The organism is Methylobacterium sp. CM6241 (assembly GCF_054817845.1).
The window spans coordinates 3956081-3970920 of record NZ_CM139246.1; the positions used below are offsets into that span (position 1 = coordinate 3956081).

General features: G+C 67.6%; 13 protein-coding genes. 4 read left to right on the plus strand and 9 right to left on the minus strand.

Annotated elements, in window-relative coordinates:
- Window positions 1-78: 78 nt before the first annotated feature.
- From ACYQR9_RS18565 to ACYQR9_RS18575, 3 genes are all read left to right on the plus strand, one after another.
- On the plus strand, window positions 79-1203 hold the full coding sequence (locus ACYQR9_RS18565) for a metallophosphoesterase (RefSeq protein ID WP_461227647.1): 1125 nt from the start codon (window positions 79-81) through the stop codon (window positions 1201-1203).
- Window positions 1204-1723: 520 nt separating this feature from the next.
- Window positions 1724-2191 carry a hypothetical protein gene (locus ACYQR9_RS18570; protein ID WP_461227648.1) on the plus strand — a complete coding sequence of 156 codons (468 nt, stop codon included), beginning with the start codon at window positions 1724-1726 and terminating at the stop codon, window positions 2189-2191.
- Window positions 2192-2194: 3 nt separating this feature from the next.
- Window positions 2195-3430 (plus strand): HlyD family secretion protein, encoded by a 1236-nt coding sequence (locus tag ACYQR9_RS18575; RefSeq protein ID WP_056425407.1) that lies wholly within the window; start codon window positions 2195-2197, stop codon window positions 3428-3430.
- A 275-nt stretch (window positions 3431-3705) separates the two neighbouring features.
- Here ACYQR9_RS18575 and ACYQR9_RS18580 read toward each other — a convergent pair whose 3' ends face one another.
- The 4 genes from ACYQR9_RS18580 to ACYQR9_RS18595 all read right to left on the minus strand — a co-directional run bounded on the left by ACYQR9_RS18580 (window position 3706) and on the right by ACYQR9_RS18595 (window position 6828).
- A complete protein-coding gene (locus ACYQR9_RS18580; RefSeq protein WP_461227649.1) occupies window positions 3706-4341 on the minus strand; it encodes an NAD(P)-dependent oxidoreductase in 636 nt (211 codons plus the stop codon).
- A 60-nt stretch (window positions 4342-4401) separates the two neighbouring features.
- Complete coding sequence (locus ACYQR9_RS18585; protein ID WP_461227650.1) at window positions 4402-5379, minus strand: sensor histidine kinase; 978 nt, start codon at window positions 5377-5379, stop codon at window positions 4402-4404.
- A 268-nt stretch (window positions 5380-5647) separates the two neighbouring features.
- Window positions 5648-6397 (minus strand): endonuclease/exonuclease/phosphatase family protein, encoded by a 750-nt coding sequence (locus ACYQR9_RS18590; RefSeq protein ID WP_461227651.1) that lies wholly within the window; start codon window positions 6395-6397, stop codon window positions 5648-5650.
- A gap of 143 nt (window positions 6398-6540) precedes the next feature.
- Window positions 6541-6828, minus strand: a complete 288-nt coding sequence (locus tag ACYQR9_RS18595; RefSeq protein WP_056425399.1) for a hypothetical protein — start codon at window positions 6826-6828, stop codon at window positions 6541-6543.
- A gap of 428 nt (window positions 6829-7256) precedes the next feature.
- On the opposite strand from ACYQR9_RS18595, the gene ACYQR9_RS18600 reads away from it, so the two are divergent.
- On the plus strand, window positions 7257-7490 hold the full coding sequence (locus ACYQR9_RS18600; protein ID WP_207411897.1) for a hypothetical protein: 234 nt from the start codon (window positions 7257-7259) through the stop codon (window positions 7488-7490).
- Window positions 7491-7540: 50 nt separating this feature from the next.
- Here the strand turns inward: ACYQR9_RS18600 and ACYQR9_RS18605 are convergent, their stop codons facing one another.
- The 5 genes from ACYQR9_RS18605 to ACYQR9_RS18625 form a co-directional block, all read right to left on the minus strand.
- Window positions 7541-8770: an MFS transporter gene (locus ACYQR9_RS18605; protein ID WP_461227652.1), complete on the minus strand. Its 1230-nt coding sequence runs from the start codon at window positions 8768-8770 to the stop codon at window positions 7541-7543.
- Window positions 8767-10653 carry a glycoside hydrolase family 15 protein gene (locus tag ACYQR9_RS18610; protein ID WP_461227653.1) on the minus strand — a complete coding sequence of 629 codons (1887 nt, stop codon included), beginning with the start codon at window positions 10651-10653 and terminating at the stop codon, window positions 8767-8769. The genes ACYQR9_RS18605 and ACYQR9_RS18610 overlap by 4 nt, the downstream gene beginning before the upstream one ends.
- Window positions 10654-10701: 48 nt before the next feature.
- Window positions 10702-11859: a Gfo/Idh/MocA family protein gene (locus ACYQR9_RS18615; protein ID WP_461227654.1), complete on the minus strand. Its 1158-nt coding sequence runs from the start codon at window positions 11857-11859 to the stop codon at window positions 10702-10704.
- Window positions 11860-12080: 221 nt separating this feature from the next.
- The gene (locus ACYQR9_RS18620; RefSeq protein ID WP_461227655.1) at window positions 12081-14486 is read right to left on the minus strand and encodes a PAS domain S-box protein; all 2406 of its coding nucleotides are present in this window, start codon (window positions 14484-14486) and stop codon (window positions 12081-12083) included.
- Window positions 14487-14640: 154 nt separating this feature from the next.
- On the minus strand, window positions 14641-14766 hold the full coding sequence (locus ACYQR9_RS18625; RefSeq protein ID WP_280136546.1) for a hypothetical protein: 126 nt from the start codon (window positions 14764-14766) through the stop codon (window positions 14641-14643).
- Window positions 14767-14840 lie beyond the last annotated feature (74 nt).

Genomic DNA, 14840 nt, shown 5'->3' on the forward strand with positions numbered 1-14840 from the left:
GGTCGGTGATATGGCCTCGTTCCGTTCGGGCGCAGCATCGGCTCCGTGCCGATCGTCCACCGTCGCCGATACGAGAGCATGTTTCACCTGATCTTCGGTCTGCCCTGCCTGTACGTCGTCACCAGGGTCCTGGGGCCGCTTCCATGGCCGTTCGCCGTGAAGGCCGGCATTGCCGTCCTCCTGCTCGTCGCGTCGCAATACCATCTGTGGAGCCGCCTCTCGTCCGGTTCGGTCTTCGCGCCCGAGTTTCCGCGGGTGCTGATCCTGCTGTTCAACTGGGCCTTCGGGGCGATCTTCCTCCTGGCGGCGATGCAGCTGGCGCTCGACGTCGTGGCGTTGGCCTCCAGGCTCGTGCCCGGTGGCGGCTGGGCGATCCCGGCCGGCTGGCGCTACGCCGAGGCTGCGCTGGCCATGCTCCTGTCGGCGGTGGCGGTGCAGCAGGCGGTGCGGGTGCCGCCGCTCAAGGACGTCACCGTCGAGATCGAGAACCTTCCGGCCGGCTTCGACGGCTTCACCCTGCTCCAGCTGACGGACCTGCATCTCAGCCGCCTGTTCCCGGCGGCATGGGCGCGGGAGGTGGTGACGCGATCCAACGCGCTCGGCGTCGATCTCGTGGTGGTGACCGGCGACCTGATCGACGGGGCCCTCGCATCGCGCCGCGCCGACGTCGAACCGCTGCGTGGTCTCCAGGCCCCGGACGGGGTCTGGGTGATCCCCGGCAACCATGAATACTTCTTCGACTATGCGGGGTGGATGCGTCGCTATGCCGAACTGGGCATGGGCGTGCTCGAGAACCGGCACACGGTCTTGAAGCGCGGTGGCGATGCCTTGGTCCTCGCGGGCGTGACCGACCTGCCGGCCTCGCATTCGAGACGGCCGGTGCACGACCTCGACGCCGCTTTGGCCGGTGCGCCGCCCAATGCCCCCATCGTTCTGCTCGACCATCAGCCGAGGGGCGCGGCGCGGTCGGCCGCGAAAGGTGTGGCCCTGCAACTCTCCGGGCACACGCATGGCGGGATGATCTGGGGCCTCGACCGGCTGGTCGCTCGCGCCAATGCCGGCTTCGTCTCCGGCGCATACGCGGTCGGCGCCATGACGCTCTACGTCAACAACGGCACGGGGCTGTGGCCCGGCTTCGCCTTGAGGCTCGGGACATCCTCCGAGCTGACGCGCATCACGCTCCGGGGCAAGCCCCGATCCTAGAGCTGCGCCCGACCACAATGGGTCCGTCTCAGCTGAGGTGATGAAAATCCGACGTTCGGTACCCGCCGTCGGGGGAGTTTCCGACCCAACCCGGCCGCTTGGTTCGCCATGGGTACTCCTTACGAGCAGTCATCTGTTGGCGGGCCGGCAACGTCGGCTCGCGGCGGCAACCAGACTTTGGTCCCTCGTCCCGAAGCGGACGTTCCGCTGTCGATCCAACCTTGCCGTGGAGGGTGGTTTTCAGCTGTCCTCATGAGCGAACGGTCATCGCTCCTTGTCCCGGCTGCATGGCGTCTCGAGTGCAGCCGCGCAGCAGGTGGATGCTTATCGGCAGCTGACGGACGAAAATCCGCTGCCTGCAGAACACCAGTATCCAGCGGCAAAAATCAGTTATAGACGATACAAACGTAATATGTTTGTGTATCCTGACCCCTCCAGAGAGCGGTTCAGGCGTTTGATGCGCCGTTGAACTATGCGAGGCCGTGATTCGATTGCGTCACCATTTCTATTGGGGGCCAACATGTCCGACGCGATCAACCCGGCTGCACCGCATCATTTGCCAATATTCATGCCGGCGGCAGACGGGACTGACGTGTTCATGTCGGTCATGGCCGTGGTCCTCGTCCTTGTGGTGATGGCAGCGGGGCTTCTGTTCCTGCGCCTGCACACCTTGCCCGAACGGATGGCCCACAAGAGCCACAAGCTGCAGTTCGAGATCGTCGCCGTGCTGGGGCTGCTCGCCCTCTTCACGCATATCCATCTGTTTTGGGTGATGGGCCTCCTGCTTGCCTTGATCGACATCCCAAACTTCGGAGGGACGCTCGGTCGCATGGCGGGGGCGCTCGAACGGATCGCGGGCCTCCCTCCAGGAACGGGGGCTGCCGAGGTGTCGGAGGACAGCGGGTCGGCCAGCGTCCCCCGGGAAGATGTCTCGCCCGTCTTACGGCCCATCCCGAGGATCGTCCCGGTCAGCACGACGAGGACCTGATCCATGCTTGAGATCTTACTGTGCTCGGTGCTGACAATCCTGCCGGACTATCTTTTCCGACGCTTCGGCCAGGGCAAGCGGTTCGGCAAGGAGATCACGCTCTACTCGGTGTGGTTCGAGCTGAGGTGGGGCATCGTCTCGTGCCTGATGCTTTCCGTGGGTCTCATCACGGTGATCTTCTATTATCACCCATCTACGAAGACCGCGACCCTGTACTACCGGACCGTTCCCATTGTCTCGGAGGCCAGCGGACGTGTCGCCGAGATCTACGTCAACAGCATCAGCGGCGAGGTCAAGAAGGGCGAACCCATCTTCCGCCTGGACAGCGCGACCCAGGAGGCGGCGGCCGAGGCGGCTCGGCGTAAGATCGCCGAGGTCGAGGCGGCGATGGTGGCGGCGCGATCAGAGATTGCGGCGTCCGAAGGCAAGGCTCAGGAGGCGAGGAGCGGCCTACAGCAGGCCATCGACGAACTGGAGACGAAGCAGGAGCTGAACCGGCGGGGCGCTGGGATCGTCGCGTTTCGCGAGATCGAGCGGCTTCAGAATGTCGTGAACGGCCGGCGCGGCGCGGTCGCGGCTGCGACGGCGGCCAAGCAGACGGCCGAAGCGCAGGTCAGCAGTCTTCTCCCCGCCCAGAAAGCCAGTGCAGAAGCTGCTCTTGCCCAAGCCACTGTAGAGATCGCGAAGACCACCATCCGGGCCGGCGTTGATGGACGAGTGGAGCAGTTCACCCTGCGGGTCGGCGACATCGTCAATCCGATCATGCGACCGGCAGGCGTGCTGATCCCCGAAGGTGCCGGACGGAAAGCCATTACGGCGGGGTTCGGGCAGATCGAAGCTCAGGTCATGAAGGTGGGGATGCTGGCCGAGATCACCTGCGTCTCCAAACCCTGGACCGTGATCCCCATGGTGGTGACGAGCGTGCAGGACTTCATTGCCGCCGGACAATTTCGTGGCGGCGAGCAGCTCATCGATGCGCAGCAGGTCGTTCGCCCCGGAACGATCACGGTGTTTCTCGAGCCGCTCTACGCGGGTGGGCTCGAAGGCGTGAAACCGGGCAGCAGCTGTATCGCCAATGCATATACCAGCAACCACGACCTGATTAACTCGGGCAAGCTCAGCACCACCAGAAGCTTGATCCTCCATGCGGTCGATGCCACCGCCGTGGTCCACGCCATGATCCTACGTATTCAGGCATTGATGCTGCCAATCCAAACTCTCGTTTTTAGCGGACATTAATGTGGGAACGGGCAGAAGACCCAGTCAGTCACGGAGCCGATTGTCTGGTCTCCACCCGACCCAGCCGCAGACCTTCCGACCTTCTGTAACAGGTCGAAAGCGGGCGCGACGGCTGTGTCTGTTTCTGCCAACTCCCCGCCAGAAGCAGACGCTGCTCCCCGATCCATCTCCGACGCTCGGATCGGGTACCATCGGTCGAATTTCTTCAACCACCCGACCCTTGTTGCGCCGCGCTCGTTTGCGCCGAAACGGCATCCCCTTCGGCGGAGCGTGCCCTAGCCGACGAGGACGACGGCCTTGCGCGCATAGGAGTGCCCGTCGATCTCACCGGCGATGAAGTGGGCCACGTCGGCGCGGGAAATCAGGCCGTTCCGCCAGGATGCGGGCTCCGTCAGGATCTTGTAGCGTCCAGTGGCCGAGCCGGGCGTCAGGACGCCCGGCCGGACGAAGGTCCAGTCCAGGCCAGAGCGGCGGATCCGCATTTCCTGGGCGTCCTTGTCGTCATAGGCCCGCCCGAAGACGAGGCGGAAGGGGATGCGTTGCAGCAGGCCGATGGCGTCACGGCTGTCGCCGGTGCCGAAGCCCGTCACGGCGAGGATGCGCCGCACGCCGGCTTTCTCCATAGCCGGCACCAGCACGTTGGTGGCGGCCGAGAACAGGGTCACCGGCCCGAGCAGGTTCTTCGCCGGCACGCCCAGGGCCTGCACCACGACGTCGATGCCCTCCAGGGCGGATGTGACGTCGGCGGCGTTCAAGGCGTCGCCGGGGAAGCGTTCCAGCGCTTGGCCCGACAGCGACATGGTCGCGGCGGATCGGGCGAAGGCGCGCACGCGATGGCCGGCCGCCAGGGCCGCCTTCACGGTTTCCAGGCCGATGCCCTGGCTGGCGCCGATGACGAGGACGTGGGCCATGTCGAGTTTCCTGACGCGTGTTGTGACTGGCGAGCGACGTGAAGAGGGAGGGGCGGTCGTTCAGGCGGCCGGGACATTCATCTCGAAGCCGAGCCCGGTCTCGTCGATCCGACGCGTGAAACGGCCGCCCAGGCTGCGCTCGATGGTCTGTCTCAGCAGTCGGGAACCGAACCCGCCCCCATCGGCCGTGACCGTCCCCGAGGAGGCCGACGTCTCCTCCCAGTTGAGCGTGAGCGTTCCCTCCGACACGCGACCCGTCACTGTCAGCGTGCCGCCTCCCGAGAGGGCGCCATACTTGGCCGAGTTGGTGGCGAGCTCGTGCAGGATCATGGCGTAATCGTTGACCTTGCCGGGAGGCGCCACGGCGGCGTCCTCGACGTCGATCTCGATGTTGCCGCCGTCGAGGTAGGGGGACAGGATCCGCTCGGCCAGCGTCCGAAGCCTGACATTGCCGTGGTCCCCGGCCTGTGCCCGCGTCGCCAGGGCCGTCGCCTCGTGCAGCACGCCGAAGCGTTGCGACAGGTCCTCGGCGAAGTGAGGAGTCGAGGTGGCGCCCCGGGCGACGATGGCGGTCAGCGCCCGGGCGACGGAGAACATGTTCGAGACACGGTGCGCGAGTTCCGCCGTGAGGAGGTGCTCGGCTTCTTCGGCGCGCTTCTGCCGGGTCACGTCGAGAAAGATGGCCTGGACCCACTCGCCGACCTTGCCGGACTCTCCCCCCACCCCGCGGGCGGAGACCCAGCGTGCGTCAGGGCCGTCGCCGATGCGAAAGTCGAAACTGTAGGGATGGGAATCGGCCTCGCTCGCCGCCCAGTCGAGCATCATGGCGCGGCGGTCCTCCGCATTCACGCGCGCGAAGAGATCGTCGATGGGGACGACGGATTCGGACGTCCCCCAGAACTCGCGGCAGAGCCCGTCGAGCTGGGCCAACCTGCGCGTCGGCGACCAGGCCCACAGGGCGACGCCGCCACGATGGATGGTGTCGGTGAAGCTGGCCAGCGTCCACTCGTAGCCTGACGACGTCACATCCTCGGCCATGCAATTCCCGATTGAACCTCGAACAGGGTCGATGCCTGTCGCATCGCCGGGGGGACAAGCCGTTTGGCCGCGGTTTGCTCCCTCACGTCATCGACATCCTCCGATCCGCGGCGATAGCGTCGCGTTTCCCATCCTCGACTTGGCAAGATGGGCGTGCGGCGCTCGCTCGACGGCGGTTCGTGTCGCTCCCGCGGTCGAGATCGTCTTGAAGACTTCGGGCAACCGAAGCCGGACCGCCCCGCCCTCTCCCCGCATTCGAGGCTCCGGGTCAGTCCGCGGCCGGACCGATCTCCAACTCCACCAGGAGGGGCAGGTGGTCCGAGGCGCGGCGGGCGAGCGGCGTGCGCACGACTTCCATGCGTCGCACCCGCACCTCCGGCCCGACGAAGACATGGTCGATCCGCAGCAGCGGCCAGCGGCTCGGAAAGGTGGCGGAGCCGGATTTCTGCCCGGCGATCCGCCTCGCATCGACGAGATGCGCGCCGAGCCGCCGGTAGGCGGCGGATTGCGGGATGGCGTTGAAATCTCCCATCAGGACGAAGGGGGAGACGCAGTCGGGCGATCCGGTCCAGTCGGGGCCGAGCAGCGCCTTCGCCTGGGCCATCCGCTCCTTCGCCGACAGGCCCAGATGGGTGTTGAAGACCTGCAGAATCCGGCCATTCGCCGTCACCTCCACCCACAGGGCGCCGCGCGGCTCCAGGCCGGGCCGGTTCGCGAGGCCGGGCAGGATGCCCGACCGGACCAGCCGGGACGGAAGGCGGGTCAGGATGGCGTCGCCGTAGCGCTCCTCGGCCAGGTGCAGGGCCGGATGGAAATGGTGATCCATGCCGAGACGCCGGGCGATGGTTTCGGCCTGATCGAGGCCGCCGGTCCGGGCGCGCCCGACATCGACCTCCTGGAGCGCGACGAGATCGGCCCCGCTGGCAGCGATGACCTCGGCCACCCGGTCCGGCGACACGCGCCCGTCCATGCCGCGGCAATGACGGATGTTGTAGGACAGGGCGCGGACGCTGATCAAACGGGAAGGCTCGTCAAACGGGAAGCACTCGTCAAACGGGAAAGCTCGGGCCGAGGGCGGGAGGGCCGGCTTCGCATGTGGGACGAGGCGGGCACGGGCCCTAACTAGAGCGCTCTCCGTCGAAGGGGATGCCGGTTCGGCGCCTAATCGTCGTCGTCGTCCACTGGGGAGCCGGAGGGGATCGGGCTGCCGTTCTCGACGCCGTTCTCGAACATGCCGGGGGGGCCGTCGAAGCCGACGACGCCGTCCGGATTGTCCGGTGACACGTTGGGGTCCACCGGCGGCGGCATGGTCCGGTCGAGGCGGCGCTCGATGCGCTCCTCGCGGCGAAGATCGTCGGTGATCGGCACGTCGCGCGGGCTCTGCGCCCAGGCCTGGGCGGCCGGGGACGCCGCGAAGAGGCCCAGCAGGATAACGGATCCGAACTTCATCTCATGTCTCCAGGCGCCGCGTCGGAGCCGTCGGAAGAGTTTATCGGACCAAGAGCGATAAACGACAGTCAACGATTATGATGAAGAACGATTAATGCCGGTCCCACTCAACCACCTTCGATGCCCTCGGCAGTCGTCGGCGCATCGGGCAGGATGCCGGCTGAACTTCTTGAAGCTGCTAAGCCCGAATGTGAACGGCTCGAACCTCCCGTCGGGAATCGAACTCACCAGGGCTCCGGTTCAGCCGGGACGTGTGATGCACGGGCGGCAGATGCTCCGAGCTGGCGGCCCGCCCGTTGCTAGGCCTCATCGCGTGGTGTCGGCGGTTGGCCGAGCCCAATCGTTATCCTCGTTCGGGAAAGGTCTCCCGGACATCAGGACGAAACATCGCCGTGAAACGTTGTCCTAGGCGGTAACGGGAGATCTGAATGGACACGAGCCTCATTGCGATGAACGACGAAGCCAACCGGATCGGATCGGAGCGGCTTCTGACGCAGTTGCGCGAGGAGGGCCTGGTGTATCGTCTCTGGGTCACGGGCACGGCGAAGGGAAGCCACCTCCACATGCAGGTGGACGGGCTCGACGACGATCTCGAAGACCGCCTCGTCCGCGTCCTCAGGGGACGTGGCATGCAGCTCGATATCCAGCCGCTGACCGCTTGAACAGACCCGTCCGGTGAACGGCTCGACCTCCTGCGTCGCCGTTCCTCGGGCTAAGTTGCCGGCGGTCGAGCCGTCCGGCGCATCGACGTCGCGGAGATGGCCCAGAGCGCCAACCCGCCCAGCGCCAGGGCCACGCCGACCCACCCCGTGGAGGGCAGGCCGAACCCGGCGGTGAGGGCGAGGCCGGCGAGCCAGGGACCCAGGGCGTTGGCGAAGTTGAAGGCCGAGTGGTTGAGCGCGGCAGCCAAGGTCTGCGCATCCTCGGCCACGTCCATCAGTCGCGTCTGCAGGATGGTGGCGAGGCCGCCGCCGCAGCCGATGAGGAACACCACCGGGGCCAGGGTCCAGACGCTGCCCACCGAGAACGGGTAGAGGGCCAGAGCCACGGCCGTCCAGACCAGGGTCAGCCCGGCCGCCGGCATCAGGGCGCGGTCGGCGGCCCAGGCGCAGACGAGGTTGCCGATTGTGAGGCCTACGCCGAACACGGCGAGGACCAGCGGGATCGCCGAGGGCCCCGCGCGGGTGACCTCGATCAATGTCGAGGCGAGATAGGTATAGACCGAGAACAGGCCGCCGAATCCGATGGCGCCGATGGCGAGCGTGAGCCAGACCTGCCCGCTCCGCAGGGCGCCAAGCTCTCGCAGGGCGCTGGCGCCCGAGGCCGGTCGCCCGAGCGGCGCCAAGATCCGCAGCGAAACCGCCGTCAGCAACGCCGGGACGGCGACGAGCCCGAAGCTCCAGCGCCAGCCGACGAGCTGGCCGACGACGTTGGCCAGGGGCACGCCCGCCACCGTCGCGATGGTGAGACCGAGGATCACCCGCGAGACCGCCTGGCTCCGCCGCTCCCGGGGGACGAGGGAGGCGGCGACGAGGGCGGCCACGCCGAAATAGGCGCCGTGCGGCAGGCCCGCCAGGAACCGGAACAGCAGCATCCCGTGATAGTTCGGGGCCAGGGCCGACAGGACGTTGCCCAGCGCGAACAGCACCATCAGCCCGACGAGGAGCGTCCTGCGGGCCATCGTCGCCGCGAGCACCGCGATGACCGGCGCGCCGACGACGACGCCGAGCGCGTAGGCGCTGATCACATGGCCGGCCGTCGGCGCGTCGATGCCGAGATCGGGAGCGAAGGACGGAAGCAGGCTCATCGTGGCGAATTCGGTGGTGCCGATGGCAAAGCCGCCCATCGCCAGGGCGGTGAGGACGAGGCCGGGATGCCGGCTGGGCGCCGCATCCGGCAGGCCGAGAGCGCCGGAGCGGGTGTCGAGGGTGGTGCCGGTCATCGTGCCGCTTTCAGGTCTCGTTCGCGGTCGCCGCGCAAGGTGCAGGCCGCGTGAAGCAGGGCGAGATGGCTCAGGCCCTGCGGTGTGTTGCCGAGATGGTCGCCGGTCTCCGGATCGACCATCTCGCTCATCACGCCGACGCCCCTGGCGGCGGCGCGCAGCGTGCCGGTGAAGATCGCCTCGGCCTCGTCCTGCCGGCCGAGTTCGGCCAGGGCCTCCACCAGCCAGAACGAGCAGGCGATGAAGGCGCCCTCCTCCCTCTCGGCTCCCGAATAACGATAGAGAAGCGGGCCGCGCCCGAGTTCCCTGCGGATCGCGTCGAGGGTGGAGGACAGGCGCTCGCGCCCGTCGAACCCGAAACGGACCGCCAGGATCAGGGAGGCGTCGAGTCGGTCGGTACCGGGATAGAACGTATAGGCTTGGCGCGCCTCAGACCAGCAATGCTCCTCGATCCAGGCCTGGATCCGGTCGCGCTCGCGCGACCAGCGCGGCACGCAGGTGGCCGCGATATGGCCGGCCTCCGCCAGTTCGACGGCGCGGGCGAGCGCCTGCCAGGCACTGATCTTCGACATCGTGTAATGCTGCGGGACCTCCAATTCCCAGATCCCGGCATCCTTCTGGCGCCAGCGGTCGGCGCATTCGTCGGCGAGATCCGCCAGGACCGTCGCGCTCTTCTGGTCGAGGATGTTGCCGTCGGCGACGAACAGGGTCGCAGTCTCGAAGATGTCGCCGTAGATCCCGTGCTGGTGCTGGCGCGCCGCCGCGTTGCCGACCCGGACCGGACGCGAGCCGCGATAGCCGGCGAGGTCGAGGGAGGTCTCCTCCGGCACCTTGCCGCCGCGCAGGGTGTAGAAGACCTGCGCCCCGTGCTCGTGCAGGCGCGCGATCAGCCAGGAGAAGGCGGCCTTCGCCTCCGGCATCGCGCCGATGCGCAGGAAGGCGTTGACGGTGTAGCCGGCATCGCGGATCCAGGCGTAGCGGTAATCGTAATTCTTCGGCCCGCCGATCCGTTCGGGCAGGGACGAGGTGGCGGCGGCCGCGATGGCGCCGCTCGGCGAGTAGAGCAGCAGCTTCAGGGCGAGGCCGCTGCGCCGCACTTCGGAGCGGTGCGGGCCGTCATAGCCCAGCCCCTCCGCCCAAAGCCGCCAGGCATCGTCGCTGATATCGATGCGTCCGTCGATCTCCGCGATGGTGGGGATGCCCAAGGGCTCGTCCTCGCCGGCGAGAAGCGCCACGACCGCGCGCTCTCCCTCCTCAACCGTCACCGTGGCGGCGATGGTGCGGTCCTCCTCCTCGATGACATGGACGTTGTCGCTGAAGCGGATCACCCCGAGCACCGGGCCAACATGGAAGACGCAGCCATTGGGCGTCGGCTGGAGCCAGGGCGAGAGGGTGTCGCCGCGCGTGCCGAAGACGGCGCGGATGCGGAACGTCACCGTGCCGGAGACGCCCTCCAGCCGGCGCGCGAGTTCGCACCAGGGCAGGCGGCCGGCACGGCTGCTATTGAGGGATTCGGTCACGCGTGCGGTGCCGGTCGCGGTGGTGAAGACCGTCTCCAGCACGTTGCTATCGGTGCGATAGCGCCGCTCCATCGTGAACGGGCCATCGGGCCGAACCTGGAAATAGCCGCCGTTGTCCGGCTCGAGAAGCCGGTCGAACAGGGGCGGCGAATCCATTTCGGGGACGCACCACCACGCCACCGCGCCGTCCAGGCCGACGAGGACGACGGAGCGGCCATCGCCGAGCGGGGCGTAATCCTGGATCGGATATTCCGTGCCCTCGGGATCGATGCGAACGGGTCCGTCCCGCGAGGACGACGCCTCGCGGGAGTTGCACCGTGCATCGACGGTGAGGTCGGTGCCCGCCTGGGCTCGGTCATTCATTACGGGACTTGTGGAGCGAGGGACGGGGGCGGTCTGGAAACGGCCGGGCTAGTTCAACGGAACCTTGTCCTTGCCCTTTCCGGGATTCGACGTGTTGACGAGTTCCGGCGATTTCTGTGCCGAGAGCGTCTGCTCCTGGCTCTTCGGGTCGATGCGCTTGGTGCGGGTGAAGGGTTCGAGGGTCTGAGACGTGCCGGTCTGCAGGGCGCGGACGATGCCTTCGATCACACGGAGATCGGCGAGGCCTTCCTCGCCATCGGGCTCGGGCTCACGGTCCTCGAGAATGCAATCCGAAAAGTACTTCAGTTCGCCGCCGAAATGATCGGTGTTCTTGAAGCTGGCGTGGCTCTTGTCCTCGCCGATCGTGACAGTGTGCTCCAGGGGCTTGCCGTACATGTAGGCCGGGTTGACCTCGACGCTGCCCTTGGTGCCGACGACCGAATAGCTGTCGAGGGTATTGCCGTAATAAGACAGCACGAACTGCGCAATGCGGTTCTGCGGGAAACGGAGCGTCACCGCGACGGTGTCGTCGAAATCGCCGAGACCGGCTTCGGGGTGACGGATGCCCACGGCCGAGACCACCTCCGTCGGCTCGTCACCGAAGATGTAGCGGGCGGCGTTGATCGGATACGGACCCATGTCGAAGATCGGGCCCGCTTCGATGCCGCTCGTCGCCCGGTGGTTTTCGGGCGAGACCATCTGGGTGAAGGTCGAGGAGAAGGTCAGGAGATCACCGAGTTGGCCGGAGCGGATCAGGTCGATGGTCGCCAGGGTGCAGGGCTCGAAATGCAGCCGGTAGGCCACCATGAGCTTGGCGCCGGAGGCCTTCTGCGCCGCGATGATCTCTCTCGACTTCTCCGCCGAGATCTCCAGCGGCTTCTCGACGAGGACATGGATGCCGGCCTTCAGCGCCGGCACCGCGAACTCGGCGTGGCGCCAGTTCGGCGTGGCGAGATAGATCGCGTCGATCGTGCCCGAGGCCAGCAGCGTGTCGAACTGCTCGTAGCCATAGGATTCGGTCACGCCGTATTGCGCGCCGACGCCGCGCGCCTTCTCCGGGGCGCCGGTGACGAAGGCGACGACCTCCGAATTGCCGGTGTGCTTCACGCCGGGCAGCATGGCTTCCTGCGTGATGTCTCCGAGGGCGACGAAGGCGTAGCGGACCTTTTTCGAGGATGTCAGGCCGAGGGCGGAGGCGATGCTCATGCGGATGTCCGTGCGGTTATGCGTGTCGTGCGGCCTTGGCCGGCGTGGAAGGACAGGCCGAGCCGAGGCGCCCGCGATGTCGGGCAAAGCCGGCAGGCTACGCGACGGCAAAAGGCCCGGCAGAGCGCCATGTCGGCCGCGCGCCGGCTGTGATGAGAAAGGAACGTTGCGTTGCAGCGAATGTTTCCGCGTCGGCCGGTCGCGCCCGTCCGTCCCCGGCCTCAGCGCGAGACGGCGAGCCGCAGGATGCGCGACAGGTCGGCCACCGAATAGGGTTTGCGCAGGAGCTCGAACCCATGGCTGCCCTCCTCGGCGAGGACGTGGCTGTAGCCCGAGGTGAGGACGATCGGCAGATCGGGCCATTTGCGGCGGATCGCGTGGCCGAGATCGATGCCGTTCATGCCCGGCATGACCACGTCGGAGAACACCACCTCGAAACCGGCGGAGTCGCGCGCCAGGGCGTCGAGGGCCCGCTGCGCATCCGTCACCCAATGCGTGACGTAGCCGAGTTCCTGCAGGGCCTGGGTCGCGAAGGCACCGACCTCCGCGTTGTCCTCCACCACGAGCACGCGGGTGCCGTGCCGCTCGGCCAGGGGCGGCGGCTCGCGCACCGGCTCGACCGCCACGGCCTCGCCCGCCGCGCGCGGGAGATAGAGGGTGAAGGTCGTGCCCTGGCCGAGGCGGCTTTCCACCACGACCTCGCCGCCCGATTGCTTGGCGAAACCGAAGACCTGAGACAGGCCGAGGCCGGTGCCCTGCCCCACGCCCTTGGTGGTGAAGAACGGCTCGAAGATCCGGTCCAGCATCTCGGGCGCGATGCCCGAGCCGGTATCGGCGACGGAGACGGCGACGAAATCGCCCCGGATGCGGGGATGCGCCCGCACGGCCGGAATGGTCGTGGCGCGGCGGACCCGGATGGTCAGCCGGCCCTCGCCGTCCATGGCGTCACGGGCGTTGACGACCATGTTGACGAGCGCCGTGTCGAACTGGCTCGGATCGGCGTCGATGAGGCAGGCCAGCGGCTGTCCCGCATCGTCCCGGCCGGTCTCGATCTGGGTCACGACCTGGATGCGCGCGCCCGTGAGGGTGCCGACCATGTCGGCCACGGAGGCCACGCCCTTGGCGACGTCGAAGACCTCGGGAGTCAGGGATTGCCGACGGGCGAAGGCCAGGAGCTGGCCGGTGAGCTTGGCCGCGCGCGTCACCGTATCCGAGATGGCGTCGACATAGCGCCGCCGGCGCTCCTCCGGCAGGTCGGGCCGGCGCAGGAGGTCGGTGGAGGACCGGATCACGGTCAACAGGTTGTTGAAGTCGTGGGCGACACCGCCGGTGAGCTGGCCCACGGCTTCGAGCTTCTGCGATTGGCGGAGCTGCTCCTCCAGGGCCTTGCGCTCGGTCACGTCGCGGCCGGCGGCGTAGAAATGGTCACCCTGCGGGATCGCGTTCCAGGAGACCCAACGCTCGCTGCCATCCGCCGCCAGCTGCCGGATGTCGAGGTTGTCGAGGATGGCGCCGCTCCGCAACCGGTCCATGGCCTGCTCGGCCGCCTTGCGGTCGTCGGGATGCACGAAAGCGTCGAACCGCGCGCCGACCAGGGAATCGGCGGGCCAGCCCAGCATCTCGCTCCAGGCCGGATTGACCGACCGGTAGATTCCATCGAAGCCGCAGATCACCAGGAGGTCGCGGCTCGCGCGCCAGACGAGGTCGCGCTCCGTGGTCCGCTCGCGCGCCGTCGTCCTCAGCACGGTCTCGGCCTCGCGCCGGTCGGTGATGTCGTTGAACAGGATGGCGACGCGCCGCTGGACCGGCTCCCCGATGCGCAGGGCGTGCACGTCGAACCAGCGGCCCAGCGTCACCGCCCCGCTCTCGAACCGCACGGGATTGCCGCTCAGCGCGACCTCGCCATAGGTTTCGAGCCAGCGGGGTTCGATGCCGGGAATGACTTCGCTGACCCAGCGGCCCTCGACGTCGCCGAGGCCGGCCTGCCGTTCGAAGGCGGGATTGACCTCGATGAAGCGGTAATCGACGGCGCGGCCCGTGGCGTCGAACCGCATTTCGACGATGCAGAACCCGGCATCGATGGCGTCGAACAGCGTCCGGTAGCGGGACTCGCTCTCGGCGAGCTTGCCCTCCTCGGTGCGAAAGCGGGTGACGTCGAGCTGGCTGCCGAAGAAGTAGCGCAGGCGCCCGTTCCGGTCGAAGACGGGGCTGACATAGAGCTCGTTGCGGAACGGCGTTCCGTCGCGGTGATAGTTGATGATCTCGACCACCACGTCGCGTCGCGCCGCGATGGCGTCGCGCAGGCGCGCCACGTCGGCCGGGTCGGTTCCCGGCCCCTGCAGGAACCGGCAATTGTGCCCGACGAGTTCCTCGGCCGAATAGCCGCACAGGTCCTGGAAGGCGCGGTTGGCGAAGACGATGGGATTGTCGGGCTGGTTCGGGTCGGTGATGATCTGCGGCATGCGGGTCTTCTCCGCCGCCGTGAACAGCAGTTCCGGCCCCGCCGCCGAGGTTTTCTGGCCGCTGTCCGGGGAATGGATGCCGGACGCGATCTCCGCTTTCAGCCGCGCGATCTCGGCCTCGAGTTCGGCCTCGCGCCGCCGCAGCCGATCGATGTCGTCCTCCATACTGCCCGTTCCCATCCGGCCGCCGCATTCACTCGGGCTTCGAGGACCCCAACGGGCGAACGCGAGGTCGGCTCCCTAACTCAGGTTGGGGAGACTGTCGCGCATCCCTCGATCGCCCTGCCCCGTGGCGCGAGCGCGGGGACGGCGGCGGTATTCAGCCGCGTGCGTCCTCGTCCCATTCCACCCGCGGATAGGAGACCGGCGGCTCGCGCAGCGCCCAGAGTCCCAGGCATCCGACGGCACAGACCGAGGCGCTGATGTAGAGGATGAGGTCGAGCACGAACGATGTCCTCGCGACGGGTTGGCGACGCGGCATTCTCCCGCGGCATGGCTAAGAAAGCCTGAACGCCCGCG

What these genes read in the sequence shown, in the direction of transcription:
- ACYQR9_RS18580 (WP_461227649.1), bottom strand. Translation starts at nt 4,341, where the DNA reads ATGGCCCACGTCCTCGTCATCGGCGCCAGCCAGGGCATCGGCCTGGAA.
- ACYQR9_RS18585 (WP_461227650.1), bottom strand. Translation starts at nt 5,379, where the DNA reads ATGGCCGAGGATGTGACGTCGTCAGGCTACGAGTGGACGCTGGCCAGC.
- ACYQR9_RS18570 (WP_461227648.1), top strand. Translation starts at nt 1,724, where the DNA reads ATGTCCGACGCGATCAACCCGGCTGCACCGCATCATTTGCCAATATTC.
- ACYQR9_RS18615 (WP_461227654.1), bottom strand. Translation starts at nt 11,859, where the DNA reads ATGAGCATCGCCTCCGCCCTCGGCCTGACATCCTCGAAAAAGGTCCGC.
- ACYQR9_RS18620 (WP_461227655.1), bottom strand. Translation starts at nt 14,486, where the DNA reads ATGGAGGACGACATCGATCGGCTGCGGCGGCGCGAGGCCGAACTCGAG.
- ACYQR9_RS18575 (WP_056425407.1), top strand. Translation starts at nt 2,195, where the DNA reads ATGCTTGAGATCTTACTGTGCTCGGTGCTGACAATCCTGCCGGACTAT.
- ACYQR9_RS18595 (WP_056425399.1), bottom strand. Translation starts at nt 6,828, where the DNA reads ATGAAGTTCGGATCCGTTATCCTGCTGGGCCTCTTCGCGGCGTCCCCG.
- ACYQR9_RS18565 (WP_461227647.1), top strand. Translation starts at nt 79, where the DNA reads ATGTTTCACCTGATCTTCGGTCTGCCCTGCCTGTACGTCGTCACCAGG.
- ACYQR9_RS18610 (WP_461227653.1), bottom strand. Translation starts at nt 10,653, where the DNA reads ATGAATGACCGAGCCCAGGCGGGCACCGACCTCACCGTCGATGCACGG.
- ACYQR9_RS18600 (WP_207411897.1), top strand. Translation starts at nt 7,257, where the DNA reads ATGGACACGAGCCTCATTGCGATGAACGACGAAGCCAACCGGATCGGA.
- ACYQR9_RS18605 (WP_461227652.1), bottom strand. Translation starts at nt 8,770, where the DNA reads ATGACCGGCACCACCCTCGACACCCGCTCCGGCGCTCTCGGCCTGCCG.